The 26,514-nt window shown below is 67.5% G+C and carries 26 protein-coding genes and 1 pseudogene; 16 read left to right on the plus strand and 11 right to left on the minus strand.

The features are described 5' to 3' along the window. The first annotated feature begins 4 nt into the window (after window positions 1–4). Window positions 5–1,135, plus strand: a complete 1,131-nt coding sequence (locus tag Q8S30_RS16095) for an S-(hydroxymethyl)glutathione dehydrogenase/class III alcohol dehydrogenase (RefSeq protein WP_305667106.1) — start codon at window positions 5–7, stop codon at window positions 1,133–1,135. A 136-nt stretch (window positions 1,136–1,271) separates the two neighbouring features. Continuing rightward, window positions 1,272–2,027, plus strand: a complete 756-nt coding sequence (locus tag Q8S30_RS16100; RefSeq protein WP_305667045.1) for an NYN domain-containing protein — start codon at window positions 1,272–1,274, stop codon at window positions 2,025–2,027. A gap of 3 nt (window positions 2,028–2,030) precedes the next feature. Here Q8S30_RS16100 and Q8S30_RS16105 read toward each other — a convergent pair whose 3' ends face one another. Both Q8S30_RS16105 and Q8S30_RS16110 read right to left on the minus strand, forming a co-directional pair. Beyond that, complete coding sequence (locus Q8S30_RS16105) at window positions 2,031–2,648, minus strand: TetR/AcrR family transcriptional regulator (RefSeq protein WP_305667046.1); 618 nt, start codon at window positions 2,646–2,648, stop codon at window positions 2,031–2,033. Between the two features lie 92 nt (window positions 2,649–2,740). Then, window positions 2,741–2,911, minus strand: coding sequence for a hypothetical protein (locus tag Q8S30_RS16110; protein WP_305667047.1), 171 nt, complete (start codon window positions 2,909–2,911; stop codon window positions 2,741–2,743). Between the two features lie 186 nt (window positions 2,912–3,097). On the opposite strand from Q8S30_RS16110, the gene mbfA reads away from it, so the two are divergent. From mbfA to Q8S30_RS16140, 6 genes are all read left to right on the plus strand, one after another. After that, window positions 3,098–4,075, plus strand: coding sequence for an iron exporter MbfA (gene mbfA, locus Q8S30_RS16115; RefSeq protein ID WP_305667048.1), 978 nt, complete (start codon window positions 3,098–3,100; stop codon window positions 4,073–4,075). A 273-nt stretch (window positions 4,076–4,348) separates the two neighbouring features. Beyond that, on the plus strand, window positions 4,349–5,281 hold the full coding sequence (locus Q8S30_RS16120) for an AEC family transporter (RefSeq protein ID WP_305667049.1): 933 nt from the start codon (window positions 4,349–4,351) through the stop codon (window positions 5,279–5,281). Between the two features lie 18 nt (window positions 5,282–5,299). Continuing rightward, window positions 5,300–6,133 (plus strand): S-formylglutathione hydrolase, encoded by an 834-nt coding sequence (gene fghA, locus Q8S30_RS16125; protein WP_305667050.1) that lies wholly within the window; start codon window positions 5,300–5,302, stop codon window positions 6,131–6,133. Next, window positions 6,133–6,600, plus strand: coding sequence for a YaiI/YqxD family protein (locus tag Q8S30_RS16130; RefSeq protein WP_305667051.1), 468 nt, complete (start codon window positions 6,133–6,135; stop codon window positions 6,598–6,600). Before fghA ends, Q8S30_RS16130 begins: the two co-directional genes overlap by 1 nt. After that, window positions 6,590–7,210 (plus strand): HAD family phosphatase, encoded by a 621-nt coding sequence (locus tag Q8S30_RS16135; RefSeq protein ID WP_305667052.1) that lies wholly within the window; start codon window positions 6,590–6,592, stop codon window positions 7,208–7,210. Before Q8S30_RS16130 ends, Q8S30_RS16135 begins: the two co-directional genes overlap by 11 nt. Next, window positions 7,207–8,130, plus strand: coding sequence for an ornithine cyclodeaminase family protein (locus Q8S30_RS16140; protein ID WP_305667053.1), 924 nt, complete (start codon window positions 7,207–7,209; stop codon window positions 8,128–8,130). The genes Q8S30_RS16135 and Q8S30_RS16140 overlap by 4 nt, the downstream gene beginning before the upstream one ends. Window positions 8,131–8,570: 440 nt before the next feature. On the opposite strand, the gene Q8S30_RS16145 is transcribed toward Q8S30_RS16140, so the two are convergent. After that, window positions 8,571–9,809 (minus strand): MFS transporter, encoded by a 1,239-nt coding sequence (locus tag Q8S30_RS16145; protein ID WP_305667054.1) that lies wholly within the window; start codon window positions 9,807–9,809, stop codon window positions 8,571–8,573. A gap of 141 nt (window positions 9,810–9,950) precedes the next feature. Here Q8S30_RS16145 and zapE point away from each other — a divergent pair, with 141 nt between their 5' ends. Beyond that, a complete protein-coding gene (zapE, locus tag Q8S30_RS16150) occupies window positions 9,951–11,027 on the plus strand; it encodes a cell division protein ZapE (protein WP_305667055.1) in 1,077 nt (358 codons plus the stop codon). Here zapE and Q8S30_RS16155 read toward each other — a convergent pair whose 3' ends face one another. Continuing rightward, window positions 11,028–12,020, minus strand: a complete 993-nt coding sequence (locus tag Q8S30_RS16155) for a GlxA family transcriptional regulator (protein ID WP_305667056.1) — start codon at window positions 12,018–12,020, stop codon at window positions 11,028–11,030. A 100-nt stretch (window positions 12,021–12,120) separates the two neighbouring features. On the opposite strand from Q8S30_RS16155, the gene Q8S30_RS16160 reads away from it, so the two are divergent. Continuing rightward, complete coding sequence (locus tag Q8S30_RS16160; RefSeq protein WP_305667057.1) at window positions 12,121–13,128, plus strand: GlxA family transcriptional regulator; 1,008 nt, start codon at window positions 12,121–12,123, stop codon at window positions 13,126–13,128. Between the two features lie 31 nt (window positions 13,129–13,159). On the opposite strand, the gene Q8S30_RS16165 is transcribed toward Q8S30_RS16160, so the two are convergent. The 3 genes from Q8S30_RS16165 to accD form a co-directional block, all read right to left on the minus strand. Continuing rightward, window positions 13,160–14,188 (minus strand): LLM class flavin-dependent oxidoreductase, encoded by a 1,029-nt coding sequence (locus Q8S30_RS16165; RefSeq protein WP_305667058.1) that lies wholly within the window; start codon window positions 14,186–14,188, stop codon window positions 13,160–13,162. A 100-nt stretch (window positions 14,189–14,288) separates the two neighbouring features. Continuing rightward, window positions 14,289–15,566: a folylpolyglutamate synthase/dihydrofolate synthase family protein gene (locus Q8S30_RS16170; RefSeq protein WP_305667059.1), complete on the minus strand. Its 1,278-nt coding sequence runs from the start codon at window positions 15,564–15,566 to the stop codon at window positions 14,289–14,291. Continuing rightward, the gene (gene accD / locus Q8S30_RS16175) at window positions 15,563–16,543 is read right to left on the minus strand and encodes an acetyl-CoA carboxylase, carboxyltransferase subunit beta (protein WP_305667060.1); all 981 of its coding nucleotides are present in this window, start codon (window positions 16,541–16,543) and stop codon (window positions 15,563–15,565) included. Before accD ends, Q8S30_RS16170 begins: the two co-directional genes overlap by 4 nt. A gap of 265 nt (window positions 16,544–16,808) precedes the next feature. Here accD and ilvD point away from each other — a divergent pair, with 265 nt between their 5' ends. The 6 genes and pseudogenes from ilvD (at window position 16,809) to Q8S30_RS16205 (ending at window position 23,696) form a co-directional block, all read left to right on the plus strand. Next, on the plus strand, window positions 16,809–18,542 hold the full coding sequence (gene ilvD, locus Q8S30_RS16180; protein WP_305667061.1) for a dihydroxy-acid dehydratase: 1,734 nt from the start codon (window positions 16,809–16,811) through the stop codon (window positions 18,540–18,542). Window positions 18,543–18,567: 25 nt separating this feature from the next. Further along, window positions 18,568–19,191 (plus strand): cation transport ATPase, encoded by a 624-nt coding sequence (locus tag Q8S30_RS16185; RefSeq protein ID WP_305667062.1) that lies wholly within the window; start codon window positions 18,568–18,570, stop codon window positions 19,189–19,191. A gap of 139 nt (window positions 19,192–19,330) precedes the next feature. Continuing rightward, entirely contained in the window at window positions 19,331–20,104 is a 774-nt protein-coding gene (locus Q8S30_RS16190) for a DUF6478 family protein (protein ID WP_305667063.1), read from the plus strand. Between the two features lie 9 nt (window positions 20,105–20,113). Then, window positions 20,114–20,494 (plus strand): hypothetical protein, encoded by a 381-nt coding sequence (locus Q8S30_RS16195; RefSeq protein WP_305667064.1) that lies wholly within the window; start codon window positions 20,114–20,116, stop codon window positions 20,492–20,494. 78 nt (window positions 20,495–20,572) lie between these two features. After that, window positions 20,573–22,591 carry an NADPH-dependent 2,4-dienoyl-CoA reductase gene (locus Q8S30_RS16200; RefSeq protein ID WP_305667065.1) on the plus strand — a complete coding sequence of 673 codons (2,019 nt, stop codon included), beginning with the start codon at window positions 20,573–20,575 and terminating at the stop codon, window positions 22,589–22,591. A 198-nt stretch (window positions 22,592–22,789) separates the two neighbouring features. Continuing rightward, window positions 22,790–23,696, plus strand: a pseudogene (locus Q8S30_RS16205) (LysR family transcriptional regulator). Between the two features lie 86 nt (window positions 23,697–23,782). On the opposite strand, the gene Q8S30_RS16210 reads toward Q8S30_RS16205, so the two are convergent. The 4 genes from Q8S30_RS16210 to Q8S30_RS16225 are packed head-to-tail and all read right to left on the minus strand — an operon-like array spanning window position 23,783 to window position 26,417. Then, complete coding sequence (locus tag Q8S30_RS16210; RefSeq protein WP_305667066.1) at window positions 23,783–24,748, minus strand: OmpA family protein; 966 nt, start codon at window positions 24,746–24,748, stop codon at window positions 23,783–23,785. Next, entirely contained in the window at window positions 24,745–24,933 is a 189-nt protein-coding gene (locus Q8S30_RS16215; RefSeq protein ID WP_305667067.1) for a hypothetical protein, read from the minus strand. The genes Q8S30_RS16210 and Q8S30_RS16215 overlap by 4 nt, the downstream gene beginning before the upstream one ends. Before the next feature lie 54 nt (window positions 24,934–24,987). Further along, window positions 24,988–25,689, minus strand: a complete 702-nt coding sequence (locus tag Q8S30_RS16220; RefSeq protein WP_305667068.1) for an N-acetyltransferase — start codon at window positions 25,687–25,689, stop codon at window positions 24,988–24,990. Then, window positions 25,686–26,417, minus strand: coding sequence for a molybdopterin-binding protein (locus Q8S30_RS16225; protein ID WP_305667069.1), 732 nt, complete (start codon window positions 26,415–26,417; stop codon window positions 25,686–25,688). The genes Q8S30_RS16220 and Q8S30_RS16225 overlap by 4 nt, the downstream gene beginning before the upstream one ends. Window positions 26,418–26,514: the final 97 nt, after the last annotated feature.

The raw sequence follows: 26,514 nt of genomic DNA on the forward strand, positions 1-26,514 counted from the left end.
AGACATGAGAACGCGCGCCGCGGTTGCCGTTGCAGCGGGACAACCGCTGGAGATCATGGAGGTGAACCTTGAAGGGCCGAAGGCCGGCGAGGTTCTGGTGGAGATCAAGGCGACGGGGATCTGCCACACCGACGAGTTCACCCTGTCGGGCGCGGATCCGGAGGGGCTGTTCCCGGCGATCCTCGGCCATGAGGGCGCGGGGATCGTGCTGGAATGCGGCCCCGGGGTGACCACGCTGAAGCCGGGCGACCATGTCATCCCGCTCTATACGCCCGAATGCCGGCAATGCCCGAGCTGCCTCAGCCAGAAGACCAACCTCTGCACGGCGATCCGCTCGACCCAGGGCCAGGGGCTGCTGCCGGACGGGACCACGCGGTTTTCCATGCTCGATGGCACCCCGATCCACCATTACATGGGCTGCTCGACCTTCGCCAACCACACGGTGGTGCCGGAGATTGCGCTTGCCAAGGTCCGCCCCGACGCGCCCTTCGACAAGATCTGCTATATCGGCTGCGGCGTGACCACCGGCATCGGCGCGGTGATCAACACGGCGAAGGTGGAGATTGGCGCCAAGGCCGTGGTCTTCGGCCTCGGCGGCATCGGGCTGAACGTGATCCAGGGCCTGCGGCTGGCGGGCGCCGACATGATCATCGGGGTCGATCTGAACAACGACAAGGAAGAGTGGGGCCGCCGCTTCGGCATGACCCATTTCGTGAACCCCAAGGAGATCGAGGGCTCCATCGTCCCCCATATCGTGAACCTGACCAAGACCCCCTTCGACCAGATCGGCGGCGCGGATTACAGCTTCGACTGCACCGGCAACGTCAAGGTGATGCGCGACGCGCTGGAATGCACCCATCGCGGCTGGGGCGTGTCGGTGGTGATCGGCGTGGCGCCCGCCGGGGCCGAGATCCAGACGCGGCCGTTCCAGCTGGTGACGGGGCGGGTGTGGAAAGGCACGGCCTTCGGCGGCGCGCGCGGGCGCACCGACGTGCCGCAGATCGTGGACTGGTACATGGACGGCAAGATCGAGATCGACCCGATGATCACCCATACCCTCAGCCTCGAGGACATCAACAAGGGCTTCGACCTGATGCATTCGGGCGAGAGCATCCGCAGCGTGGTGGTGTATTGACCTACCCCCGGGGCGGACGGGTCTTGTCCTTCCACCCGGGTTGACCGATGACAGACGTGCGGGCCGCACCGGCCCCCAGCGACATGATCCCATGTCAAAAACCGAACGACATGATCCCATGTCAGGAGACCGAATGATGGCTGACCACCGCGCCCCCCGCCTTTGTGTGCTGATCGACGCGGACAACGTGCCCGCCCACTATGCCGGCGCGATCTTCGATGAGGTCGCGAGCCTTGGCGAAGCCTCGGTCCGGCGGATCTATGGCGACTGGTCGGCGGTGCGGCTGAACCGTTGGGCCGAGAAGGTCGCGGCGTTGGGTCTGGTCGCCGACCAGCAGTTTTCCAACACCAAGGGCAAGAACGCCTCGGATATCGGGCTGGTGATCGCCGCGATGGATTTCCTGCATTCGCGGCTGTTCGACGGGTTCGTGCTGGTCAGCTCTGACAGCGATTTCACCCGGCTGGCGGCGCGGATCCGCGAGCAGGGGCTGGATGTCTATGGCATCGGTGAGAAGAAGACGCCCGAGGCCTTCCGCATGGCCTGCAAGCGCTTCATCTATGTGGAGAACCTTGGCGCCGATGACGCCGCGCCCGAGCCCGCCGAAGCCCAGGGCGACGCCGCCCCCGCGGTGCGGCAGGGCGAGCCGGCGCGGCGCGGCAAGGAAGCGCCGGCGATGGCGATCCCGCTGATCATCGCAGCGATGCGGGCGATCGATCCCGATGGCGAGTGGTATTCGCTGGGGCCGATCGGGCAGTTCATCACGCAAGCGAACCCGGACTTCGACGTGCGCAGCTATGGCGCGTCGAAGTTCAGCGATCTGGTGAAGAAGACCGGCCGGTTCGAGGTGAAGCAGGGCCCCGGCAACACGCTGCTGGCCCGCGATCTTGCGTAGGGCTCACTTCACCCCGTAGCGCGCCATGAACATCTCCACCGCGCCGTCGATGGTGCGGCGGGCGTCGGCGGGGGTGCCGGCCTCGCCGATGCCATAGATCATCCGGTCATGGATGCCAGCCTTGCACAGCTCGGCGAATTGCTCCGCCGCCAGCTCGATATCGTCAATGCGCAGCTGTCCGCGGTCTGTCGCCAGCCGCAGGTAACGGGCCAGCCGGTCGCGGACCAGCTGCGGGCCCGAGCAGTAGAATTGCGGGCCAAGCTGCGGGAAGCGGTCGCCCTCGGCCACGCAGATGCGGAACACCCGCTGCCCGAACTCGGATGAGATGAAGGCCACGATGCGTTCAGCCGCACCGCGCAGCACGGTTTCGGGCGCCGCGGTCAGGTCCAGCACCTCCATCGCCTCATCGGCCTGGCGGGCGCATTCGCATTTGGCCACTTCCATGAACAGCAGGCGCTTGTCCGGGAAGTAGCTGTAGAGCGTGGCCTTGGACACGCCCGCCTCGCGCGCGATGTCATCGACGCTGGCGCCTTCGAACCCGTCGCGCAGAAAGACCGTTCGGGCGCCGTCCAGCACCTGATCGAACTTGCGGCCTCTCTTGATTTCCTGCCCGTCGGCCATGGAGCCATCCTTCCCTGCGCTGGCGATCATAGACGCAGCGCGCGGCGAACAGCAAGGCGGCCCGGCCTCAGGGCGCAGTGGGGGGCGTAGGGTCAGCGAGTCGCCTCGGTGGCGGGGGATTGGTCGCCACGGGTGGTGTGCCCGTCCGTGGTCGGCGCGGGGAAGTCGAGCCGCGGCAGGTCGAAGCCGATGGATCCGGCGGCAGCGGGGAGGGCCGATAGAGTGGTCAGGACAAGGGCGGCAGCAAGAGCAAGGCGTTTCATGGGTTAGCTCCAAGATTGAAACTGAACTGATCGGTTCAGATAAGGATGATCTAAACCTATCGGTTCAGATTCGCAAGCCAGAAAATGAACCGATCAGTTCATTTTCTCGTCTGCGGCACCATGTGACCTTGCCGCCGCCGCAGCGGAGCGATAGATTGGAATCATTCTAAACAAGGAGTTCCCCCGATGATCCCCGGCCTTGCCTCGCGGCGAAAATTCAGTGATCTCAGCGAGCGTGAGATCCTTGCGCTGGCGATCTTTTCCGAGGAAGACGACGCGCGCATCTATCGCAGCTATGCCGAAGGCCTGCGCGCCGATTATCCCGCCTCGGCATCGGTCTTTGACGAGATGGCGGCGGAAGAGGATGAGCATCGCCAGCGGCTGATCGAGGCGTTCCGCACCCGCTTTGGCGAGGTGATCCCGCTGATCCGACGTGAGCATGTGGCGGGCTATTACGCCCGCCGCCCGGTCTGGCTGGTCGAGGGGCTGGGGCTGGACCGCATCCGCGCCGAAGCCTCGGCGATGGAGCAGGATGCGGCGCGCTTCTACACCGCCGCGGCGCAGGCCAGCACCGATGCCGCCACGCGCAAGCTGCTGGGGGATCTGGCGGCGGCTGAGGCCGGGCACAAGGCTCAGGCCGATGCGCTGACCGCCGAGCATCTGGAGCCGGACGCGCGCGAGGTCGAGGACAAGGTGGCACATCGGCAATTCCTGCTGACCTGGGTGCAGCCGGGGCTGGCGGGGCTGATGGATGGGTCGGTTTCCACCCTCGCGCCGATTTTCGCCACTGCCTTCGCTACCCGCGATCCGCATACCACGCTGCTTGTGGGGCTTGCGGCGTCGATCGGTGCCGGGATCAGCATGGGCTTCACCGAGGCCGCGCATGATGACGGGGTGCTGTCGGGGCGCGGTGCGCCTTGGAAGCGCGGCCTCGCTTCGGGCGTGATGACGACGCTGGGCGGACTGGGGCACGCGCTGCCCTATCTGATCACCGACTTCTGGACAGCGACGATCATCGCCTTCATCGTGGTCTTCGTCGAGCTCTGGGCCATTGTCTGGATCCAGAACCGCTTCATGGACACGCCCTTCCTGCGCGCGACCTTCCAGGTGGTTCTGGGCGGCGCGCTGGTTTTTGCCGCGGGGGCGTTGATCGGGGCGGGGTAGGCACCGCCACTAGCTTTTTTCAGAATTTCGGCCGTCGACGAAATTCTGATGTGCCCGCCCCCCCTTGGCGGGCACATTCGTGCCCACCGGGGCGGACACATCAGAATTTGGCACCGTCCGGGTAGGCGGCACCCCCCTTGCCCTGCGGCTTGCGCCTCCGGGCAACCGACGCGGGTGACTTGCCACTGGCAAGTCCCCTGATCGCGCCGGAAGAACCGGCCGCCGCACAGCCGCATATGGCACGCGGCAGCGCGGCGTGCTACGCCTTGCGCGATGCTGGCGATATTCCTGAAAACCCTGCCCTTCTTCGCGTTGATCGGCCTTGGCTGGGTCGCCGGCCGCACCCGCTTTTTCCCCGAGGAAGCAACGGCCTGGCTGACGAAGTTCGTGTTCTATTTCGCGCTGTCGGCCATGCTGTTCCGCTTTGCCGCCAACCTGTCGCTGGCCGAGATCTTCGATACCGGATTCGTGCTGGCCTACCTCTGCGGATCGGCCGTCGTCTGGGTGCTGGCGATGGCCGTGGCCCGGTTTCGCGGCGAGCCGCTGGCCCCCGCGGCGATGGAGGCACATACCGCCATGACCGGCAATACCGGCTTCCTGGGTGTGCCGATGCTGGTGGTGCTGCTGGGGGTGCAGGCGGCGGGGCCGGTGCTGATGGTGCTGACCATCGACATGATCGTGTTCTCGACGCTGGTCACCATGCTTGTCACTGGGGCGCGTCAGGGGCGGGTTTCGGTCGCCCTTCTGGGCGCGCTGGCGATGGGCCTGCTGCGCAACCCGATGATCATGTCGATGCTGGCGGGGCTGGCCTGGTCCGGCCTGCACCTGCCGATGCCGGCGCCGCTGGACGAGTTCACCCAGATCCTCGGCGCCGCTGCCACGCCCGGCGCGCTCTTTGCCATCGGCGCCTCGCTGGCAGCGCGGCGCGCGGCGGAGCGGGTGGCGCCGGCCCTCTGGCTGTCCTTCGCCAAGCTGGTGCTGCATCCGGCGGCGGTCGCTGTCGCGGCGCTGTGGGTGTTTCAGGTGGACGCCTATGCCGCCGGCGTGATGATCGCCGCGGCGGCGCTTCCGGTTGCCGGTAATGTCTATATCCTCGCCCATCATTACGGGGTCGCGCAGGCACGGGTGTCTGCCGCGATCCTGATCTCGACCGCGGCCAGCATCCTCACGGTGCCCGCGGTCATCGCCTGGGTCACGGGCGTCTGAAACCTTAGGAGCAGAACCATGCGGACGATTTCGGAAAACAAGAGCTTCGGCGGCGTGCAAGGCGTCTATGCCCACGAGTCAGAGGCCTGCGGCTGCGAGATGACCTTTGGCCTGTTCCTGCCCGAAGAGGCAGAGGAGCATCCGGTGCCGATGCTGTGGTACCTCTCAGGCCTGACCTGCACCCATGAGAATGCGATGGTGAAGGCCGGCGCGCAGCAATGGGCGGCGGAATACGGGGTGGCGCTGGTCTTCCCCGACACCTCGCCCCGCGGCAAGGGCGTGGCCGATGACGAGGCCTTTGACCTCGGCCAGGGCGCGGGCTTCTACCTGAACGCGGTGCAGGACCCCTGGGCCAAGCATTACAAGATGTGGGACTATATCGCCGACGAACTGCCGCGCATCGTGACCGCGAATTTCGAGGTGGATGATGAACGCCAGTCGATCACCGGCCATTCCATGGGCGGCCACGGCGCGCTGACGCTGGCGATGCGGCTGCAGGGCCGCTTCCGCTCCGTCTCGGCCTTTGCGCCGATTGCCAGCCCCACAACATCGGACTGGGGCCGCAAGCAGTTCGCGGCCTATCTCGGCCCCGACGAGAGCACCTGGGCCGACCATGACGCCAGCCTGCGGATGCGCGCCGTGGGGTTCGACGGCCCGGTGCTGATCGACCAGGGCGCCAAGGACCAGTTCCTGCACCTCTTGAAGCCCGAGGCGCTGGCCGAGGCGATGATGGCCCGCCGCCAGCCCGGCCAGATGCGGATGCAGCCGGGCTATGACCACAGCTATTACTTCGTCTCGACCTTCATGGCCGATCACGTCGCCTTCCACGCCGAAAACCTCTACGCGCGCTGATGACCGCGCTCTACATCGACGCCGATGCCTGCCCGGTGAAGGACGAGGCGCTGCGGGTGGCCGAACGCCTTGGCGTGCGGATGCTGCTCGTCTCCAACGGGGGCCTGCGCATCTCGCCGCATCCGCTGGTGGAGATGGTGTTCGTGCCCGATGGCCCCGATCTGGCGGACATCTGGATCGCAGAGCGGGCGGGGCGCGGCGATGTGGTGGTGACCGGGGATATTCCGCTGGCCGCCAAATGCGTGGCGGCGGGGGCGCGGGTGCTGAAGCACAATGGCGAGGCGCTGACCCCGGCCAATATCGGCAACGTTCTGGCGACACGCGATCTGATGGCCGATCTGCGCGCCGCCGATCCGTTCCGGCAGGGCGGGGGCAAGGGCTTTACAAAGGCCGACCGCTCCCGTTTTCTCGATGCGCTGGACCGGATGCTGCGGGCGGCGATCAAAGAGGGCGCAGATGACAGCTGAGGCAGTGGTCTTCGACATCGGCAATGTGCTGATCGAATGGAACCCCGAGCGGCACTATGACACGCTGATGGACCCGGCCGAGCGCGCCCGGATGTTCGCCGCCGTCGATCTGCACGCGATGAATGATGAGGTGGACCGCGGCGCCCCGTTCCAGGCCACGATCTACGCCCATGCCGAGCTGTACCCGGAATGGCGCGACGCCATCCGCCGTTGGCATGACGACTGGATCCACATGGCCAGCCCGGCGATCCCCCACTCCGTCCGCCTGCTGCGCAAGCTGCGCGAGAAGGGCGTGCCGGTCTTCGCGCTGACCAATTTCGGCATCGACAGCTTCGCCTATGCGCAGACGCAGTATGACTTCCTGTCGGAGTTCGACCGCGCCTATGTCAGCGGGCACATGGGCCTGATCAAGCCCGACCCCGCGATCTATGCCGCGGTGGAGGCCGATTGCGGCCTGCCCCCCGCCGCGCTGATCTTTGCCGATGACCGCGCTGACAATATCGCGGCGGCGCAGGCGCGCGGCTGGCAGACCCACCATTTCACCGGCCCCGAAGGCTGGGCCGCGCGTCTGGTCGCCGAGGGCTTCCTGACCACCGAGGAGGCAGCATGACCCAGATCATCGGACCCGAGGCAGAGGCGCATCTGGACTGGATCGCCCTGACGGATGCGCTCGCGGCCGGCCACGCCCTGCCGCGCGCCGAGGTGGCCGACACCTTCCTCTACCGCGGCAAGGACACACTGCTGACCCGCTCTGCCTGGATCGACGGGCTGGGGCTGGCGATCAAGGGCGCGACGGTGATGCCGGGCAATCCGGGCGCGGGCATCCCGATGGTCAATGGTGCGGTGAACCTGTTTGACGATGCGCATGGAAGGCTGGAGGCGATCGTCGATTTCCATCTGGTGACCAAGTGGAAGACCGCGGGCGACTCGCTGCTCGCCGCCCGCCGCCTCGCCCGCCCGGACTCGCGCCGCATCCTGATCGTCGGCGCCGGCAACGTCGCCCGCTCGATGATCGAGGCCTATGGCGCCGCCTTCCCCGAGGCGCGTTTCGAGGTCTGGAACCGCACCGCCACCGCCGCCGATGCGCTGGCCGAGGCCTTTGCCGGCATCGCCCCGGTCACCGCCGTGACCGACCTGCCCGAAGCGGTCGCCCGCGCCGAGATCATCGCCACCACCACCATGGCCACCACCCCGGTGATCAATGGCGACTGGCTGTCACCCGGCACCCATCTCGACCTGATCGGCGCCTACCGCCCCGACATGCGCGAGGCCGATGATGCGGTCCTGCGCCGCGCACGGATCTTCGTCGATGCCCGCGCCACCACGATGGGCCATATCGGAGAGCTGAAGCAGCCGCTGGCGGAGGGCGTCATCACGCCCGCGGACGTGATTGCCGATTTCTACGACCTGCCCGCCGGCACCTATGCCCGCGGGTCCGAGGATGAGATCACCCTGTCCAAGAACGGCGGCGGCGCGCATCTGGACCTGATGACGGCAAAATACATCCTCGCGGCGTGGCAGGGGCGGTGAGCCGCGCACAAAATGTACTGCGGCTATAGCTCTCAACTGGAACTAAGTTATTGAAGTGAGACTCAATTTTCGTTGCCTAAGCAGTTGAAAGATTTACTTGAATCGCATGTGGCCGTATGAAATAAACAGGGTGGCTGGTCCTCTCACAGATAGCCACCCTGAAGCCTAGTTACTTGCTGGGCTTTTTGATCGTTTCCACAACGTGCGTTTTGGGCGCCTGTTGTGCCTTCTTGACCGTTGTGAACTTACCGGTGCCGGCATTTCTCCCGATCTTCTGCGTCGCTTTTGCCACTTAAATCACCTCCTTCCCGGGCATTGCCTACTGGCTTCAGTCTAGGGCTAGGGGCTCCAGGTGATTCCAGCGCAAGATAAGGCTACCGGCATTGCTATTGCCGAGTCTAGCCCCACCATACCGCGCCCGTTCTCCTTTTGTCCGCGCCTCAGGCTGGCAGCGCCGCCAATGGCCGCTCGCGCACCGGCAGATGCACGATGGCCGAGAAGGCGCCGACGCCGACCCCGATCCACCACACGGCGTTGTAATTGCCATAGGCGTCGTACAGTCGCCCGCCCAGCCAGACGCCCATGAAGCTGCCGATCTGGTGGCTGAGGAACACGAAGCCATAGAGCGTGCCCATGTAGCGCAGCCCGTAGATATGCGCGACGAGGCCCGAGGTCAGCGGCACTGTCGCCAGCCACAGCGAGCCCATCACCACCGAGAACAGCAGCACCGAGGTCGGCGTGATCGGCATCAGGATGAAGACCGCCGAGGCGATGGTGCGGCCGACATAGATCCAGGCCAGCAGGTATTTCTTGGTATGCCGCCGCCCCAGCCAGCCCGCAGTGATGGTGCCGACGATGTTGGCGAGACCGATCACCGAGATGGCGATGGCCCCGAGCGCCGAGGTCGTGGAGACGCCAAGCGAGGCGAGGGTGCCCGACGGGTCGATGGCGCCGCACATCTCGGTCACGAAGGCGGGGAAATGGGCGGTGATGAAGCCCAGCTGATAGCCGCAGGAAAAGAACCCGACGAAGATCAGGATGAAGGACGGGTCGCGGAAGGCGCGGTTCAGGACTGATCCGAGGCTTTCCTCGAGCTCTGCCTTGCTGGCGGGGGCGGGGGAGCGCATGAACGGCAGGGCGAAGATCACGCACAGGATCACGCCCGCGAAGATCACGAACACCGTCTGCCATGTGTAGATCGACAGCAGCGCCTCGGCCACCGGGGCGCCGAAGACCTGCCCGGCCGAACCGGCCGCAGTGGCGATGCCGAGCGCCAGCGAGCGGTTCTCGGCACTCGCGGCGCGGCCAACGACGGCCAGGATAACCCCGAACCCGGTGCCGGCGATGCCGAAGCCCACCAGGATCTCCAGCAGCTGATGTTGCAGCGGCGTCACCGCCAGCGAAGACAGCACCAGCCCGGCGGCGTAGAGGATCGCCCCGGCGATGATCGCGCGGCGGTCGCCGAACTTTTCGGCCACCGCGCCGAAGATCGGCTGGCCGATGCCCCAGGCGAGGTTCTGGATGGCGATGGCCAGCGAGAAATCGGCCCGCGGCCAGCCGAATTCATTGGCGATAGGCAGCTGGAACACGCCGAAACTGGCGCGGATGGCGAAGCTGAGCATGATGACCACGCAGCCTGAGATCAGCACGGATGTGAACAGCGGGGTGCGCGCCTGCATGGGGAAACTCCGGATTGCGGAGCCTCAAGGTGCCGGAAATTGTGCCGCCGTCAAATTCCGTTTTGTGACGGGCACAATTGCGTTTCGTGCTGGGGCCGACGCGGCTTCCCTTGCCCCGGCCTGCGCGCTATTTCGGTCGGCATGACAGAGACGCTGACCCAGATCTATGACCGGCTGTGCAAGGACGGCACCCTGCGCCCCGACCCGGCGCAGCGCGCGGCCCTGCCTTTGCTGCAAGCGGTGCGCGAGGCGTTGGAGGCGGAGCCGCCCAAGCGCGGGCTGTTCGGCTTTCTGGCCAAGCCGCCGGCGCCGCCCAAGGGGCTCTACCTCTGGGGCGGGGTCGGGCGCGGCAAGTCGATGCTGATGGACCTGTTCATGGAACATGTGGCGATCAGCGCCAAGCGCCGGGTGCATTTCCACGCCTTCATGCAGGAAATCCAGAACCGCCTGCATGAGGTGCGCAAGACCGGCGTGCAGGACGCGATCCGCCCGGTGGCCGTGGCCGTCGCCGAACAGGCCAAGCTGCTGTGCTTTGACGAGATGCAGATCACCGACATCGCCGATGCGATGATCGTCGGGCGGCTGTTCCAGTACCTGTTCGAGATGGGGGTGGTCGTCGTCACCACCTCGAACCGGGTGCCGGAGGATCTGTACAAGGACGGGCTGAACCGGCCGCTGTTCCTGCCTTTCATCGCGCTGATCGAAGACAACATGGACGTGCATGAGCTGGAGAGCGAGACCGATTACCGCCAGCACCGGCTGGCCGGGACGCCGGTCTATTTCTGCCCCGCCGATGCCAAGGCGTCGCGCGCCATCGAGGCGATCTGGCAGGAGCTGACGGGCGGCGGCGGCGAGGGGCCCTTGGTGCTGAAGGTCAAGGGCCGTGACGTGGTGCTGCCCGATGCGCGGTCGGGCGTGGCGCGCGCCAGCTTCTGGGATCTGTGTGCCAAGCCGCTTGGCCCCGCCGATTATCTGGCGATCGCGGGCGCGGTGCGGGTACTGATCGTCGAGGAGGTGCCGCTGCTGTCGTCGTCGAACTTCAACGAGGCCAAGCGCTTCGTGACGCTGATCGACGCGCTCTATGAGGCGAAGGTGCGGCTGATCTGCTCGGCCGCGGCCAGCCCCGAGAACCTCTATATCGAGGGCGAGGGCAGCTTCGAATTCGTGCGCTCTGCCAGCCGCCTGCGCGAGATGCAGAGCGAGGGCTGGGGCGCCTGATCAGCCCGCGCGCCGCGCCTTGCGCCAGGCGTCGGGCGTCAGCCCCTCGGCCTCGCGGAACACCCGGATCAGGTGCGAGGCATCGCAGAACCCGGTCTGCAGTGCGATCTGGGTGATAGGCACATCCCCGCGCTCCAGCAGGTGCCGCGCCTGCGACAGCCGCATCCGCCGCGCCGCCTCGGTTGGCGTCAGATCCAGCGCGGCGGCGAAGTGGCGTTCCAGCTTGCGGCGGCTGACGCCCAGTTGCTCGGCCAGCCGCGCCACCGGCAAGGGCGTGTCCAGCGCCTGCTGGATCCGCAGCAGGGCGCGCTTCACCAGCGGGTCGGCGGTGGTCAGCTCCAGCGGCAGGCCCGGCTGGGGGCGATCGGCGGCCATCGCCTCATCGAAGATCATGATCGCCAGGCTTTTGCGCGCCGCTGCCGCGCCGATGTGACGGTCCACCAGAAACGCCGCCAGATGCGCCGAACTGGCGCCGCCCGAACAGGTGATACGGTCGCGGTCCACCACGAAGATGCGGTCGGACACCGGGGTCAGCCCCTCGAACTCATCGCGGAAATCGTCGTGGTGGAACCAGTTCACGCAGCAGCGATAGCCCTGCATCAGCCCGGCGCGGTGCAAGATGAAGGCGCCGGTGCAGATTCCGATCAGCGGCACGCGTGCCGCGGCCGCCTGATGCAAGAAGCGGGTCAGGTCGGGATGCAGGCTCTGGTTCTCATCGATCAGCCCCCCGATCACCGCGATATAATCAAAGCGGCGCGGGTCGCCGAGGCGCTCTTCGGGCTGTACGCTCAGCCCGCAGCTGGACTCGATGGGCTCGCCCGCCTGCGACAGCAGCCGCCAGCGGCACAGAATCGGGCGGGATCGGTCGCCCTCATCTGCGGCAAGGCGCAGCACATCGACGAAATTGGCCAGCGCACACAGGGTAAAGCGGCGCGCGAGGATGATGCCGACGCGCAGGCGGGGTTCCGAGGCAGGTTCCGGAGTGTGTTTCACGGGCGTGACGCAATCATGATGGTCTGGTGACGCATCCATACAGTGCGGCGCGGCGGATTTCGACAATCATTCTTGCTTCACCCTCTTGCCCGGAGTGCCCATGACCAGCCACAGCCCGATCCGCGCCGCCAGCAAGATCAGCCCTCAGCCAGTCGGCGAGGCGCGCTTTGCCTTCCTGCTGCTGGACGGCTTCACCCATCTGGCCTTCGCCTCGGCGCTGGAGCCGCTGCGCGTGGCGAATGAGGCGCTTGGCCGCCCCGCCTATGGCTGGCGGCTGCTGAGCGAAACGGGCGGGCCGGTCACCTGCTCCAACGGCATGACCATTCTGGCCGATGGCCCGATGCAGCCGATGGGCCGGGGCGAAACTCTGATCGTGGTCGGCGGGCGCGGGGCGCGGCGGCAGGCCAGCGACCGGCTGCTGGGGCAATTGCGGCGCGAGGCGGTGCGCGGCACCCGTATCGGCGCGCTGTGCATGGGCAGCTATATCCTCGCGCGGGCGGGGCTGCTGGAGGGCGAGGAGTGCGCGGTGCATTGGGAGCTTGCCGATGCCTTCGCCGAGGAGTTTCCGCGCATCAACGTCACCCGCGCCGCCTTCACCCTTGGTCGCCGGCCGACGGCACCGGGCGGGGCGGTGGCGGCAGACATGATGCTGCACCTGATCGCCGCCGATCATGGCGCCGAGCTGCCGGCGCGGCTGGCGGACCTGATGGTCTGCAACGGCGTGCGCAGCCCACAATCGGATCAGACCGTGTCGCTGCAATCGCGCTACGGGATGCGCAATCCGCGTCTGGTGAAGGTGCTGCGCTTCATGGAGCAGACGCTGGAACAGCCGCTGACCGCGGCCGAGATCGCAGAGGCGGCGGGCATGTCGATCCGCCAGACCGAACGGCTGTTCACCCGCTATGTGAAGATGACGCCGATGGCCTTCTACGCGCGGTTGCGGCTGGACAAGGCGCATAGCCTGCTGATGCAGACCGAACTGTCGATCACCGAGGTGGCGGTGGCCTGCGGGTTCCAGTCCTCCTCGCATTTTGCCAAACGCTATCGCGCCGCCTTTGGCGTGAACCCGCGGCATATGCGGGTGGTGGGTGCCCCCGCCGCCGCGTGACGGCAGGGGCCGTTTTTAGAAACGGTGGCGTTCAGGCCAGCATGTCGCGGACCATCGGGATCACCTTGGTCCCGTAAAGCTCGACCCCGTCCAGCAGCACGCTCGGTTGCTGCGGGCCTGCCGAATATTTCAGGTCGAACCGCTGCACGCCCAGCTTGCGCACCGTGGCGGCGATCTTCTTCGCCACCGTCTCGGGGCTGCCGACGTACAGCGAGCCATGGTCGATCTCGCGCTCGAAATCCTGGATCCGCAGCGGGGCCCAACCGCGCGAGCCGCCGATCAGGTCATGCATCACCTTGTAGGCCGGCCAGAACCGCGCGCGCGCCTCGGCATCGGTGGGGCCGACATGGCCGGGGGAATGCACGCCGATGGGAAGGGCGGGGGTGCCCACCTGCTCCCAGGCCTGATGGTAGAGATCGACATAGGGTTTGAACCGCGCCGGATCGCCGCCGATGATCGCCAGCATCATCGGCAAGCCGTGGCTGACCGCGCGCAGCACCGATTCCGGGCTGCCGCCGACGCCGATCCAGGCCTTTAGGGGGCGCTCGGGGCGCGGATAGACCACCTGCGCCTTCAGCTCCGCCCGGGTGCGGCCGTGCCAGCTGACCTTCTCATCGCGCAGCAGGCGGGTCAGCAGGTCCAGCTTCTCCTCGAACAGCACCTCGTAATCGCGCATCGCAAAGCCGAACAGCGGGAAGCTTTCGGTGAAGGACCCGCGCCCCAGGATCAGCTCTGCCCGCCCGTCCGACAGCGCATCCAGCGTGGCGAAACGCTGGAACAGCCGCACCGGATCATCCGAGGACAGCACGGTCACGGCGGTGCCGATGCGCAGCCGCCGGGTCTTGGCGGCAATCGCCGCCATCACGATCTCCGGGGCCGAGACGGCAAAGTCGGCACGGTGATGCTCGCCGATGCCGATGAAGTCGACTCCGGTCTGGTCGGCGATCACCGCCTCGGCGACGACATTGCGCAGGGTTTCGGCATGGGATTGCAGCGTGCCATCCGGGTTTCCGGTGACATCGCCAAAGGTGTCGAGGCCGAGTTCGATCTGGGTGGTCATGGGAATGCCTCCTGTTCAGCGTTGCCGCAAAGGTAAGGCTGCGGGGCCGCCGCCACAACGGCCAGCCCTGTGCGCCCGCGCCCCGGCCCTGTGCGCTGCCTCAGCCGTTCTCGCGCAGGATGCTGCCGGCGAGGTAGAGCGAGCCGCAGATCAGCACCCGCGCCCCGGCATCCGCCGCCACGATCCGCTGCACGGCCTCCAGCACCGAGGGCGCGGTGGTCGCCGCCAGCCCGGCGGCATGGGCGGCGGCCTCGGTTTCCTCGGCGCTCAGCGTGTTCGCCTCGCCGGGGATCGACACGGCGATCAGGCTGTCGGCATGGGCAGCCAGCGGGCGCAGGTAGCCGCCGATATCCTTAGTGTTCAGCATCCCCACCACCAGATGCGTCGCCCGCCGCGGCATCGCCGCCAGCGTTTCCGCCAGAGCCTCGCCCGCCGCGGGGTTGTGCCCACCGTCGAGCCACAGCTCCGCCTCGGGTGCCGCCATCGGCAGCGGGCCCCGGCGCAAGCGCTGCATGCGCGCGGGCCAGTCGGCGCGGGTCACTGCTGCCTCGCAGGCCGCCTCATCGGCCCCCAGATGGCGCAAAGCGGCCAACGCGGACCCGGCATTGTGGATCTGGTGGGGGCCGGGCAGGTTCGGCAGCGGCAGGTCCAGAAGGCCGGTCTCGTCCTGATAGACCAGCCGGCCTCCTTCTGCCTGCACATGCCAGTGCTGGCCATGCACCAGCAGCGGCGCGCCCAGCCTTGCCGCCCGCCGCTCGATCACCTCCAGCGCGTCATCCTGCTGCGGGCCGACGATGCAGGGGACGCCGCGTTTCAGGATGCCCGCCTTCTCGCCCGCGATCTCGGCCAGTGTTTCGCCCAGATATTGCTGATGGTCGATCGACACCGGGGTGATGATGGTTAGCCGCGGCGCCTCAATCACGTTGGTCGCATCCAGCCGCCCGCCAAGCCCCACCTCCAGCAGTGTCCAGTCGGCATGGGTGCGGGCGAATCCCAGCAAGGCGGCGCAGGTGGTGATCTCGAAGAAGGTGATGTTCTGCCCGTCATTGGCGCGCCAGCATTCCTCCAGCAGAGCGGTCAGGTCGGCCTCGGGGATGGTCCGGCCGGCGATGCGGATGCGCTCATGGAACCAGGCCAGATGCGGCGAGGTATAGGCGTGGACCTTCTCCCCCCGCGATTCGAGCCCGGCCCGGATCATCGCCTGCGTCGAGCCCTTGCCGTTGGTTCCGGCGACATGGATCACCGGCGGCAGGCGCTGCTCGGGGTTGCCAAGCGCGCCGAGCAGGCGCCAGACCCTGTCCAGCGTCAGGTCGATGATCTTGGGATGCAGCGCCATCATCCGCGCGAGGATGGCGTCGGATCCGGCGGGCCGCGTCACGGTTTGGCGGCGGGCTTGGGGTCTGCGGCCTTAACAGCGGGTGCCGGTTCCATAGCGGCTGCCGGAACGGGTTCTGCGATGGCCTTCACCTCGGGCTTGGGCGCGGGCAGGTCGCCCTTCACTGCGGGCGGCTGCCCGGTCAGCATCCGCAGCACCGTGACCAGTTCCTCGCGCAGCTTCTTGCGGTGGGTCACCCGGTCCAGCATCCCGTGATCCAGCAGGTATTCGGCGCGCTGGAAGCCTTCGGGCAACTTTTCACGGATCGTCTGTTCGATCACCCGCGGCCCGGCGAAGCAGATCAGCGCGTTCGGCTCGGCAATATGCACATCGCCCAGCATCGCATAGCTGGCGGTTACGCCGCCGGTGGTCGGATGGGTCAGCACCACGATATAGGGCAGGCCCGCTTCCTTCAGCATCTGCACGGCAACGGTCGTGCGCGGCATCTGCATCAGGCTCAGGATCCCTTCCTGCATCCGCGCGCCGCCCGCGGCCGAGAACAACACCAGCGGCCGTTTGAGCGCCACGGCGCGCTGCGCGGCGGCGATGATCGCGTTGCCGACATACATGCCCATCGAGCCGGCCATGAAGCTGAAGTCCTGCGCGGCGACCACCACCGGCGTGCGGGCAATCTCGCCCTCGGCCACCAGCATCGCCTCTTTCTCGCCCGTGGCCTTCTGCGCGCCGCGCATCCGGTCGGGGTATTTCTTCTGGTCGCGGAATTGCAGCGGGTCGATCACCGGTTCCGGCACCTTCACCTCGGTGAAGATCCCGCCATCGAACAGCGCGTGAAAGCGGGCGCGGGGCGTGATGCCCATGTGATGTTCGCAATTGGTGCAGACGTTCAGGTTGTCGGCCAGCTCGCGGTGGAACAGCATGGTCCCGCATTCGGGGCATTTGGTCCACAGGTTCTCGGGCACCTCGCGGCGAGAGAACAGCGAGTTGATCTTGGGTCGGACGTAGTTCGAGATCCAGTTCATCGCGCGCTCCCGCTCGGCCGTGTGTCTGCCGGCCACCTGTCTGCCTTGCTGCGCCCCGAAATAAGCGGCAAGGGCAGGAAATGCAATCGCAGGCATGGGCCGCAGCCGGCCAAATGGCGCCGCCACCCGCGACCTGCCCCCACCAAAGCAGGGCCGCGCGACATTTCCGCAAAGCTGGGGCGCCTGCTGCGGCAGAATCCTGCCTTGCCCCGGCCCGATCTGGACACTATTCCCTTGGCCCAGCCAATTCCGGGAGGACAGCCCCATGAAGAACACCCGTTTCGACAAGTCCCGGCTTCCCAGCCGCCATGTCACCGAAGGGCCGGAGCGCGCGCCGCACCGCAGCTACTTCTATGCGATGGGCATCACGGAAGAAGAGATTCACCAGCCCTGGGTCGGCGTTGCCACCTGCTGGAACGAGGCGGCGCCCTGCAACATCGCGCTGAACCGTCAGGCACAGTCGGTGAAGATGGGCGTGAAGAAGGGCGGCGGCACCCCGCGCGAGTTCACCACCATCACCGTCACCGATGGCATCGCCATGGGGCATGAGGGGATGCGCTCGTCGCTCGCCAGCCGCGATGCGATTGCGGACACGGTCGAGCTGACCATGCGCGGCCATTGCTATGACGCCATCGTCGGCCTTGCCGGCTGCGACAAGTCGCTGCCGGGGATGATGATGGCCATGGTGCGGCTGAACACCCCCTCGGTCTTCATCTATGGCGGGTCGATCCTGCCGGGCCGGCTGAACGGCAAGGACGTCGTGGTGCAGGACGTGTTCGAGGCGGTCGGCCAGCACGCCGCCGGCAACATGACCGATGCGGAACTGGCGATCCTCGAGCGGGTGGCCTGCCCCTCTGCCGGGGCCTGCGGCGGGCAATATACCGCCAACACCATGGCCTGCGTGTCCGAAGCCATCGGCCTTGCACTGCTGAACTCCTCGGGGGCGCCCGCGCCCTACGAGTCGCGCGACCAGTATGGCGATGCCTCGGGTCAGGCGATCATGCACCTGATCGAAAAGAACATCCGCGCCCGCGACATCGTCACCCTCAAGTCGCTGGAGAATGCCGCCCGCGTCGTGGCCTGCACCGGCGGATCGACCAATGCCGGGTTGCACCTGCCCGCCATCGCGCATGAGGCGGGGATCGATTTCGACCTGTTCGACGTCTGCGACATCTTCCGCGACACGCCCTATTTTGTCTCGCTGCGCCCGGGCGGCGAGTATGTGGCGAAGGATCTTTACGAGGCTGGCGGTGTGCCGGTGGTGATGAAGGAACTGCGCAAGGCCGGCCTGCTGCATGAAGAGTGCATGACCGCCTCTGGTCGCGCGCTTGGCGAAGAGCTGGACCTGATCGAGCGTGAGGCGGACGGCAAGGTCATCTACCCGATCAGCACCCCGATCACCGCCACCGGCGGCGTCGTCGGCCTGCGCGGCAACCTTGCGCCCGATGGGGCCATCGTGAAGGTCGCCGGCATGGCGCCCGAGCAGCAGGTCTTCACCGGCCCGGCACGCGTGTTCGAGTGCGAGGAAGAGGCGTTCGAGGCGGTGCAGAACCGCGGCTATGCCGAAGGCGATGTGATCGTCATCCGCAACGAGGGCCCCGCTGGCGGGCCGGGGATGCGCGAGATGCTGTCCACCACTGCCGCGCTCTCGGGCCAGGGCATGGGCAAGAAGGTGGCGCTGATCACCGATGGCCGCTTCTCGGGTGCGACCCGGGGCTTCTGCATCGGCCATGTCGGGCCCGAGGCGGCGCATGGCGGGCCGATTGCCCTGCTGAAGAACGGCGACATGATCACCATCGACGCGATCAAGGGCGAGATTTCCGTCGCGCTCAGCGATGAGGAACTGGCGGCGCGCAAGGCTGTCTGGGCCGGTCCGCGCAAGAACGACTATGCCAGTGGCGCGCTGTGGAAATACGCGCAGTTGGTCGGCGTGGCCCGCTATGGCGCCGTCACCCATCCCGGCACCAAAGCCGAAACGCATGTCTATATGGACCAATGACCGCCGCAGTTGCAGTCTCAGGGCCGTGCTGAAAGGCGCGGCCCTGTTGCTTGCGGCCCTGCTGGCGCTGGCGTCGCCCGCCTCCGCCCAAAGCGGCGCGCCGCTGCGGGTGACGGTGGATGGCCGCGCCGTCGTCGTCACCGGGCCGCCGGGCTATTGCGTGGACCGCAGCGCCTCGCGCGAGGGGCCCGAGGGCGCGTTCGTCCTTCTGGGCAGCTGCGCGGCGCTTGGCGGTGGCCGGGCGGCGCCCAAGGACGCGCCGGCCGTGCTGATCGCCACCATCGCCCCCGGCGCCTCGGGCGAGGGGCTGGGCCCCGAAGGCTTCGCGGGCCTTGCCACCTTCTTCACCTCGGAACCCGGCCGCGCCGCGCTCAGCCGTGCCGGGGACGCGGGCAGCGTGCAGGTGCTCGAGGCGCTGTCGGTCGGCGACGTGCTCTACCTGCGCATCGCCGATCAGGCCGCCGCCGAGGGGCAGGCGCTCGATCCGGAATACTGGCGCGCCATCCTGCCCCTGCGCGGGCGCATGGTTACGCTCTCGGTGCTGTCCGAGGCGGGCAGTCCGCTGCCACCGGGCGGCGCACGCGCGGCGCTGGACACATTCGTGGCGCGGATGCAGGCCGCCAACCCGTCGCGCCCGTCAGATCCCTAACTTGTGCCGCATTGCAGCGCGTGGGGGCTTTTCCTTTGCGGCCGGACGTGAAACCATCTGCGTTAACCGTTTCCATGCTAAGGCGACCCCCACGGCCCGGTGCGATTCCCTGCCGCCAAGCCGCTGCCCGGATTGAAAAATGAGCGACCAGATCGACTCCCTGTTCGACCGTCTCATGCATCGGCGCGTGCTGCGCCGCTGGGGCAGGGCCGCGACCGAGGCGGAAGAGATCGACCTGGACAGCCTGCGCGCCCTGCGTGGTCGCGCCCGCCAGATCCGGCGAGAGCTGGACCGGCTTTTGCATGTGGCTGAAGGCCGGCTGACCCTGCCGCTGATCGGGTCCAACGCCATCCGCACCCCGCTTGGCACCGACTGGTCCTGGCGACCTGACCTGTGGTCCGGCCCCGTCAATCCCGCCGGCCATGCCGGGGTTGAAACCCGCACCCAGCTGGGCAGCGGGCTGACCGTGTTCCATGACTGCCGCGAAAGCGAGCTGACCCTGCGCCAGGTGCGCAACACGCGCGAGGCGGACCTTGCCCCTTTCGGCCTGCGCATGGACGTGTTCCATTTCGACGGCTCGTTCCTCAGCCTGGTGATCGACCTGCCGGAAGCTGCGGCGCAGGGGCTTAAGCTGCGGCACCTGGTGCGGCTGGAGGCGGTGATCGAGACGGAAAAGCCGGTGGAGATCTTCGCGCGGCTGAACGTCAAGCACGGGCCGAACACCGAACAGGTGGTGCGCGAGCTGCCGCTGAACGACCCGCATGTGATGGTCGAGTTCGACCTCGCCTATACCAAGCTGAACGAAAAACGGGTGGAGCGCGCCTGGGTGGACCTGATCTTCGAAGGCCCGCAGCAGAATGAAATCGTGCTGCGCGACATCACCTTCAGCCGCCGGCCGCGGGCAGAGCTTTAAGAGGGCGCTATGGGCGAGATGATCCTGACCAAGACGCGCATCCACGGGGGCAAGTGGGAAGGCGTGCTCAAGGCCCCCGCGGCGGATGAGCAGCCGCGGCTGGCCGTCTGGCATCTGGAAGCCGCGCTGCCGGGGGTGGAGCTGGCGTCGATCCCCGACCGCCCTGGCCGCTGGCGCGTCAGCGTACCGATCCCGGCCGACCTGCTGTCGGACGGGGTGCAGAGCTTCGTGATCCGCGACGAGGGCAGCGGCGACACGCTGGGGCATTTCACCATCGTCACCGGCGTGCCGCTGGAGGATGACATCCGCGCCGAGGTCGACCTGCTGCGGGCAGAGCTTGACCTGCTGAAGAAGGCCTTCCGCCGCCATGTGGTGCAGACCGCGGGCTAAAGCCCGTGACGCCGCGTTTGGCGTGACTTGGCCGCGCCGCGCCGCCATGCTCCCCCGGCACGCTTGGGAGGGCCAGCCATGACCGATTATCCGCACCTGTTCACCCCGCTGGACCTTGGCCATGTGGTGCTGCCGAACCGGGTGCTGATGGGGTCCATGCATACCGGGCTGGAAGAAACCGGCGACTGGAACCGGGTCGCGGAGTTCTACGCCGAACGCGCCCGCGGCGGTGTGGCGCTGATGGTCACCGGCGGCATGGCCCCGAACCGCGAGGGCGGGGTGTTCCCCGGCGCGGCAGGGTTGTTCACCCCCGAAGACATCACCAACCACCGCATTGTCACGGACCGGGTGCATGCCGCGGGCGGGCGCATCGCCATGCAGATCCTGCACGCCGGGCGCTATGCCTATGGCAAGGATTGCGTTTCGGCCAGCGCGATCAAGTCGCCGATCTCTCCCTTCCCGCCCGCCGCGCTGGACGAGGCGGGGATCGAGAAGCAGATCGCCGACATCGTCACCGCCGCCGTCCGGGCCCGCGAGGCTGGCTATGACGGTGTCGAGGTGATGGGCAGCGAGGGGTACCTGCTGAACCAGTTCCTCGTCCGCCACACCAACCGGCGCGAGGACGCGTGGGGCGGCAGCTACGCCAACCGCATGCGCCTGCCGGTGGAGGTTGTGCGGCGGGTGCGCGAGGCTGTCGGCCCCGATTTCATCCTGATCTACCGCATCTCGCTGATCGACCTGATCCCCGATGGATCGACCTGGGATGAGGTGGTGACGCTCGCCCGCGCCATCGAGACGGCCGGGGCCTCGATCCTCAACACCGGCATCGGCTGGCACGAGGCGCGGGTGCCGACCATCGCCACCTCTGTCCCCCGCGCGGCCTTCGCGCATCTGACCGGGCGGCTGCGGCCCGAGGTCGGGATCCCGGTCATCACCTCCAACCGCATCAACCGCCCCGAAGTGGCCGAGGCGCTGCTGGCGGCGGGCGTGGCCGACATGGTCAGCCTGGCGCGGCCCTTCCTGGCCGATGCCGATTTCGTGGTGAAGGCCGCCACCGGCCGCGCGGCCGAGATTGCCCCCTGCATCGCCTGCAACCAAGCCTGCCTCGACCATACCTTCAGCGGCAAGATCTCCAGCTGCCTCGTGAACCCTCGCGCGGGGCATGAAACGCAGCTGCGCTACGATCCGGCCCCGGCGCCCAAGAGGATCGCGGTTGTCGGCGCTGGTCCTGCCGGGATGACGGCGGCGATCATCGCGGCGCAGCGGGGGCATTCGGTGGCGCTGTTTGAATCGGCCGACCGCATCGGCGGGCAACTCAACATGGCGCGGATGGTGCCCGGCAAGGAAGAGTTTCACGGGCTGGTCGACTGGTTCGCGGTGATGCTGGACCGTTCCGGCGTCGATCTGCGGCTGGGGCAGCGCGCGGATGTGGCAGCGCTGACGGGGTATGACGAGGTGATCGTGGCCACGGGCGTGCGCCCGCGCGATCCGGGCATCCCGGTCGAGGGCGCGGCGCAGGTCGTATCCTATGTGGATCTGCTGACCGGGCGCGGGACGGCGGGCGCGCGGGTCGCCGTGGTCGGCGCGGGGGGCATCGGCTTCGACGTGTCGGAGTATCTGGTGGAGGGCGAAAGCCTGACCCTGCACCCCGACCAGTGGCGGCAGGAATGGGGCGTGGGTGATCCGGCCAGCAGCCCCGGCGGCCTCGCGCCGCCGCAGCCTTCGCCGCCCGCGCGGCAGGTGACGCTGCTGCAACGCAAACCGGAAAAGCCCGGGCGCCGCTTGGGCAAGACCACGGGCTGGATCCACCGCGCCGCGCTGGCGGCGAAGGGCGTGACCATGCTGGGCGGCGTGAACTACGAACGCATCACGCCCGAGGGCCTGTGGATCAGCTTCGGCGCGGCGCGCGAGCGGCCGGAGCTGATCGGGGCCGATACCGTCGTGCTGTGCGCAGGACAAGACAGCGAACGCGGGCTGCTGGACGACCTCAGCGCCGCGGGCATAACCGCCCATATCATCGGCGGCGCCGATGTCGCGGCAGAGCTGGATGCAAAGCGGGCGATCGATCAGGCGGCGCGTTTGGCGGCGTTGATGTAATTTGTTAGCTTCGCCCCGCAAGATGCTGTAATGTAAACGAAACGCCTTGCAGCGCTGCCCCCCTCGCGCCCCCTGCACCGTTTCCACCCCATTTACGATCTGTCACAATACCCGACATTTGCCGGACCCTCTCCGCATTCCTGCCCGATTTGGCACCGATACAGGCTGACACAAGCGAGTGTCTTGCAGAGGTGCACAATGGACCGATTGACCGAAATGGAGGCCTTCGCCACGGTGGTGGACCAAGGGGGGGTTTACCGACGCGGCCAAGAAGATGGGGATCTCCAAATCCGCCGTGTCCAAGCATGTGTCTGCCTTGGAGGCGCGGCTGGGGGCACGGCTGCTGAACCGCACCACCCGCCGTGTCAGCCCGACGGAAATCGGGCTGGCCTATTACGACCGGGCCCGGCGGGTCCTGAACGATGCGGGCGAGGCGGATGCGCTGGTCACCTCGATGCAATCGGCACCCTCGGGCCTGCTGCGCATCTCGGTGGCGACCGATTTCGGGGTGAACCTGCTGTCCCCCGTTCTGGGCGATTTCCTGCAGGAATATCCAGACATTACCGTCAACATGGTGCTGAACAACCGCTATGTGGAGCTGATTTCCGAAGGCTTCGACATGGCGATCCGCATCGGCGAGCTGGAGGACAGCACGCTGCGCGCCCGCAAGCTGACCGATACCGCCAAGCGGATGATCGGCGCGCCGGAGTATTTCCAGAAATACGGCCATCCGCAAAAGATCGACGATCTCAACGATCACAAGCTGCTGCATTACTCCAACCAGTCGAGCGCCAACGTCTGGCGCATCTCGGCCCCCTCGGGCGAGAAGCGGCAGGTCCGGACGGCAGGCTGGCTGACGGTGAATGACGGGCAATCGCTGCTGAACGCCGCGGTGTCGGGGCTGGGGATCGCCTATCTGCCGTCGTTCCTGTATGCCGAGGCAATGCGCAGGGGGCAGGTCGAGGATGCGATCCCGGAACTGCCGCTGGAGACGCTGGGGATCTATGCCGTCTATCCGCCGGGGCGATTCACCCAGCCGAAGGTGCGCGCCTTCATCGATTTCCTGACCCGGACCTTTGCCGACAAGGGCCCCGATAACTGGTGACAAACTTCTGCTAATTCAACAAGGGCGGCGCGCCACGCGCGCCGTGAACCAAACTGGGCGCCGTGCGCCCGCGCGCCAAAATGGCGCTACTGGGTCGGGGTCAACATGGCCTCGACCCTTCTGTTTCTGGCGCGCCCTTCATCCGTCAGGTTCGAGGCGCGCGGGGCCAGATAGCCCGCCCCCTCTGCCGCCAACTGCGCCGGGTCCGTGCCATGCAAGCTGACCAGCCTGTCGAGCACCGAGGCTGCACGGCTGCGCGACAGGGTGATATTCGCGTCGATGCTGCCCACCGCGTCCGTATGGCCGACAAGGGTGATCCGCTGGTCCGAATTCGCCGCAAGATAGGCGGCAAGGTCGGCGAGTGAGGCATAGGTGCCGTCGCCGAGGTTCGACGAGTTGGTCGCGAAGTCCAGATCGTCCAGCGCCACCACGCCCGACGATTGAAGGGCGCTGGCGATGTCGCTGGCGGTATCGCTGAAGGGGCTGGATGCCGCGGGCGCCTTGGCAGAGCCGGTCACCGCCAGCGGCGCGGCATCGGCGGGCCGGATATGGGTGATCTGCACGAAGCCATGCTCGCTGGACCGGCTGACCCACAGCTCCAGATACTCTGCCGCCGCGCCCTCGCCCTTCTGTGCCGACAGGAAGCGGTAGTCGCCCAGATCGAGATGCATGTCGGGCTCTGGCAGCAGCGCGGCGGCATAGCGGAAGTCGAAGCCGCCGCAGATGTCATCCTCGCACTCATAAAGTGGCGTGAAGCCGGTGGCATCCAGCTGCTCGCGCAGCGGCGCCAGCAGTTGCAGCGTGGTGGCCCCGGGGGCATGCAGGCGCCACGCACTCTGGCTGATCGCGCCCTCGACGGGCAGCATCCGCACTGCACCGTCCATGTAGGGGCCAAGCGGCAGCGCATGGCTTCCAAGCGCCTCGATCCGCTCGGCGCTGCGCTCCGCCGCGGCTGGTAGGGTCAGCGGCGCGCCCTGGGCTGCAAGGGATTGCGCGCCGGCTGCAAGCGGATGTGCCAGCGCCAGCGCCAGCAGGGCGGCGGCGCGGATCATAGGGCCGCGCCGTGATGGTCGGGGTCAGGGTGCATTCCGGTGGCCAAGGCGATGCGGGTGGTCATGTCGTACAAGTCGGTCACGGCGGCGATGTTCCCGACGCCGGCATCGCGCGGCCCTTGCGCAGTGGGGCGGGCCGAGACAAGAAAGCAGGCAGGCGTCGCCGCGGGAAGCGGCCTGGCCATCAGGTCAAGCGCTGTCGGGCTGCGCGATGGGTCCACTGCTCTGGCCTTTGCGGCTCATTTCATTCGGTAGTGATACTGTCCCACGATTTGCATCCCCAAGGAAGCATAGAGCGCGCAGGCAGGCGCATTCTCGCGCGTGACCACCAAGGACAGGTTAACCGCGCCCCGGTCCTGCGCCCAGAAGGCAGCGGCGCGCATCATATGGGCACCAAGTCCGTTCCGCTGCTGTTCGGGCAGGATGTGCAGGGCGTGCAGCATCGCCGTGTCCCCGTGCATCGCGACGAAGGCGCTGCCCGCGGCGCGGTCGTTGATGCGCCCCAGAAGTGAGGTGCGGTCCGACGCGCGCGCCATCACCGCCAGCCGCTCGGGCCCGATGCCGCCCTCGGCCCAGATGTCGGTCTGGATCGCCAGAGGCGGCCAGATGGGGAAGACGCGGATGGGCGGGACGGGAACGGTTGTCAGCTGTGCGAGGGGGGCGGCGTAGGCGATGACAGGGTCCACGATGCGGTAGCCCCGGGCGTCCAGCTCGGCATCCAGCGCCTCCTCGCCCTCGCGCAGCAGGAACAGCGAGGGCTGGCCGAGGGAGGCTTGCGTGTCTTCAGCCAGCGCAATGTCTGCGGGCTGCCACGGCGCCCCGGCGCTGGCGGCAGAGACGCGCTTGCCGCCGCCCTGTCCCTCGCGCACCAGCCAGGGGCCGGCACGGTGGAGGGCGGCCGCGGGCCACGTCGCGTCCATCACGCCCGGCAGGTCGATCATTCCGGCGCGCCTGCGAACGCGGCGCTCATCGCGGCCATGGCGGCATCGACCTCTGCCGCCACCGGACCGCGCACCACGAGGCTGGTGCCATAGGTGCCGTCCTGCGAGAACGGGTAGGAGCCGATGCTGACGCCGGGATGGGCCGCCGCCAGTGCGCCAAGCGCCTCGGCCACCGCGCCTTCGGGGCGCATCACCCGCAGCGATTGCGACAGCAGCGGCTGCCCGCCAGTCAGCGTGGGCAGGACCGAGGCGACCATCGCCTGAAACACGTTCGGCACCCCGGCCATCACATGCACATTGCCAAGGGTGAAGCCGGGGGCAATCGACACCGGGTTCTCGATCAGCGCGGCGCCATCGGGGATCCGCGCCATCCGCATCCGCGCGGCGTTGAACTCCACCCCCCGCGCCTCGTAATGCGCGGCCATCAGCGCGCGGGCATCTGCGCGCACGTCGATCGGCACGCCAAAGGCGGCGGCGACGGCATCGGCGGTGATGTCGTCATGGGTGGGACCGATGCCGCCCGAGGTGAAGAGGTGGTCATGGGCGGCGCGCAGCGCATTCACCGCAGCGGCGATGCCGTCATGATCGTCCGGCACCACCCGGATCTCGCGCAGGTCGATGCCGGCGCGGGTCAGCTCACCGGCCAGATAATGGGCATTCCCCTCGCGGGTGCGGCCCGACAGGATCTCGTCTCCGATGACCAGAATTGCGGCGGTGGGGTTGGGCATGGCGGGCTCCTTCGCGGGTTGGAACAGGTATAGGCCCGCGCCCGGGGGCCGGAAAGGCCGCAGGTCTGGCCAAGGCGGGAATTTGTTACTATCTAGA

The sequence above is a fragment of the Frigidibacter sp. genome, assembly GCF_030695035.1.
Classification (GTDB): Bacteria; Pseudomonadota; Alphaproteobacteria; order Rhodobacterales; family Rhodobacteraceae; genus Frigidibacter.

Excerpts from the sequence above, each read along its gene's own strand:
- Q8S30_RS16145 (WP_305667054.1), bottom strand. The coding sequence starts at position 9,809 with ATGCAGGCGCGCACCCCGCTGTTCACATCCGTGCTGATCTCAGGCTGC.
- Q8S30_RS16195 (WP_305667064.1), top strand. The coding sequence starts at position 20,114 with ATGGGCGAGATGATCCTGACCAAGACGCGCATCCACGGGGGCAAGTGG.
- fghA (WP_305667050.1), top strand. The coding sequence starts at position 5,300 with ATGCGGACGATTTCGGAAAACAAGAGCTTCGGCGGCGTGCAAGGCGTC.
- mbfA (WP_305667048.1), top strand. The coding sequence starts at position 3,098 with ATGATCCCCGGCCTTGCCTCGCGGCGAAAATTCAGTGATCTCAGCGAG.
- Q8S30_RS16220 (WP_305667068.1), bottom strand. The coding sequence starts at position 25,689 with ATGATCGACCTGCCGGGCGTGATGGACGCGACGTGGCCCGCGGCCGCC.
- Q8S30_RS16215 (WP_305667067.1), bottom strand. The coding sequence starts at position 24,933 with ATGGCCAGGCCGCTTCCCGCGGCGACGCCTGCCTGCTTTCTTGTCTCG.
- Q8S30_RS16225 (WP_305667069.1), bottom strand. The coding sequence starts at position 26,417 with ATGCCCAACCCCACCGCCGCAATTCTGGTCATCGGAGACGAGATCCTG.
- Q8S30_RS16105 (WP_305667046.1), bottom strand. The coding sequence starts at position 2,648 with ATGGCCGACGGGCAGGAAATCAAGAGAGGCCGCAAGTTCGATCAGGTG.
- Q8S30_RS16200 (WP_305667065.1), top strand. The coding sequence starts at position 20,573 with ATGACCGATTATCCGCACCTGTTCACCCCGCTGGACCTTGGCCATGTG.
- Q8S30_RS16165 (WP_305667058.1), bottom strand. The coding sequence starts at position 14,188 with ATGACCACCCAGATCGAACTCGGCCTCGACACCTTTGGCGATGTCACC.
- Q8S30_RS16190 (WP_305667063.1), top strand. The coding sequence starts at position 19,331 with ATGAGCGACCAGATCGACTCCCTGTTCGACCGTCTCATGCATCGGCGC.
- Q8S30_RS16110 (WP_305667047.1), bottom strand. The coding sequence starts at position 2,911 with ATGAAACGCCTTGCTCTTGCTGCCGCCCTTGTCCTGACCACTCTATCG.
- zapE (WP_305667055.1), top strand. The coding sequence starts at position 9,951 with ATGACAGAGACGCTGACCCAGATCTATGACCGGCTGTGCAAGGACGGC.
- Q8S30_RS16140 (WP_305667053.1), top strand. The coding sequence starts at position 7,207 with ATGACCCAGATCATCGGACCCGAGGCAGAGGCGCATCTGGACTGGATC.
- Q8S30_RS16120 (WP_305667049.1), top strand. The coding sequence starts at position 4,349 with ATGCTGGCGATATTCCTGAAAACCCTGCCCTTCTTCGCGTTGATCGGC.
- ilvD (WP_305667061.1), top strand. The coding sequence starts at position 16,809 with ATGAAGAACACCCGTTTCGACAAGTCCCGGCTTCCCAGCCGCCATGTC.
- Q8S30_RS16095 (WP_305667106.1), top strand. The coding sequence starts at position 5 with ATGAGAACGCGCGCCGCGGTTGCCGTTGCAGCGGGACAACCGCTGGAG.
- Q8S30_RS16100 (WP_305667045.1), top strand. The coding sequence starts at position 1,272 with ATGGCTGACCACCGCGCCCCCCGCCTTTGTGTGCTGATCGACGCGGAC.
- Q8S30_RS16135 (WP_305667052.1), top strand. The coding sequence starts at position 6,590 with ATGACAGCTGAGGCAGTGGTCTTCGACATCGGCAATGTGCTGATCGAA.
- Q8S30_RS16130 (WP_305667051.1), top strand. The coding sequence starts at position 6,133 with ATGACCGCGCTCTACATCGACGCCGATGCCTGCCCGGTGAAGGACGAG.
- Q8S30_RS16210 (WP_305667066.1), bottom strand. The coding sequence starts at position 24,748 with ATGATCCGCGCCGCCGCCCTGCTGGCGCTGGCGCTGGCACATCCGCTT.
- Q8S30_RS16160 (WP_305667057.1), top strand. The coding sequence starts at position 12,121 with ATGACCAGCCACAGCCCGATCCGCGCCGCCAGCAAGATCAGCCCTCAG.
- accD (WP_305667060.1), bottom strand. The coding sequence starts at position 16,543 with ATGAACTGGATCTCGAACTACGTCCGACCCAAGATCAACTCGCTGTTC.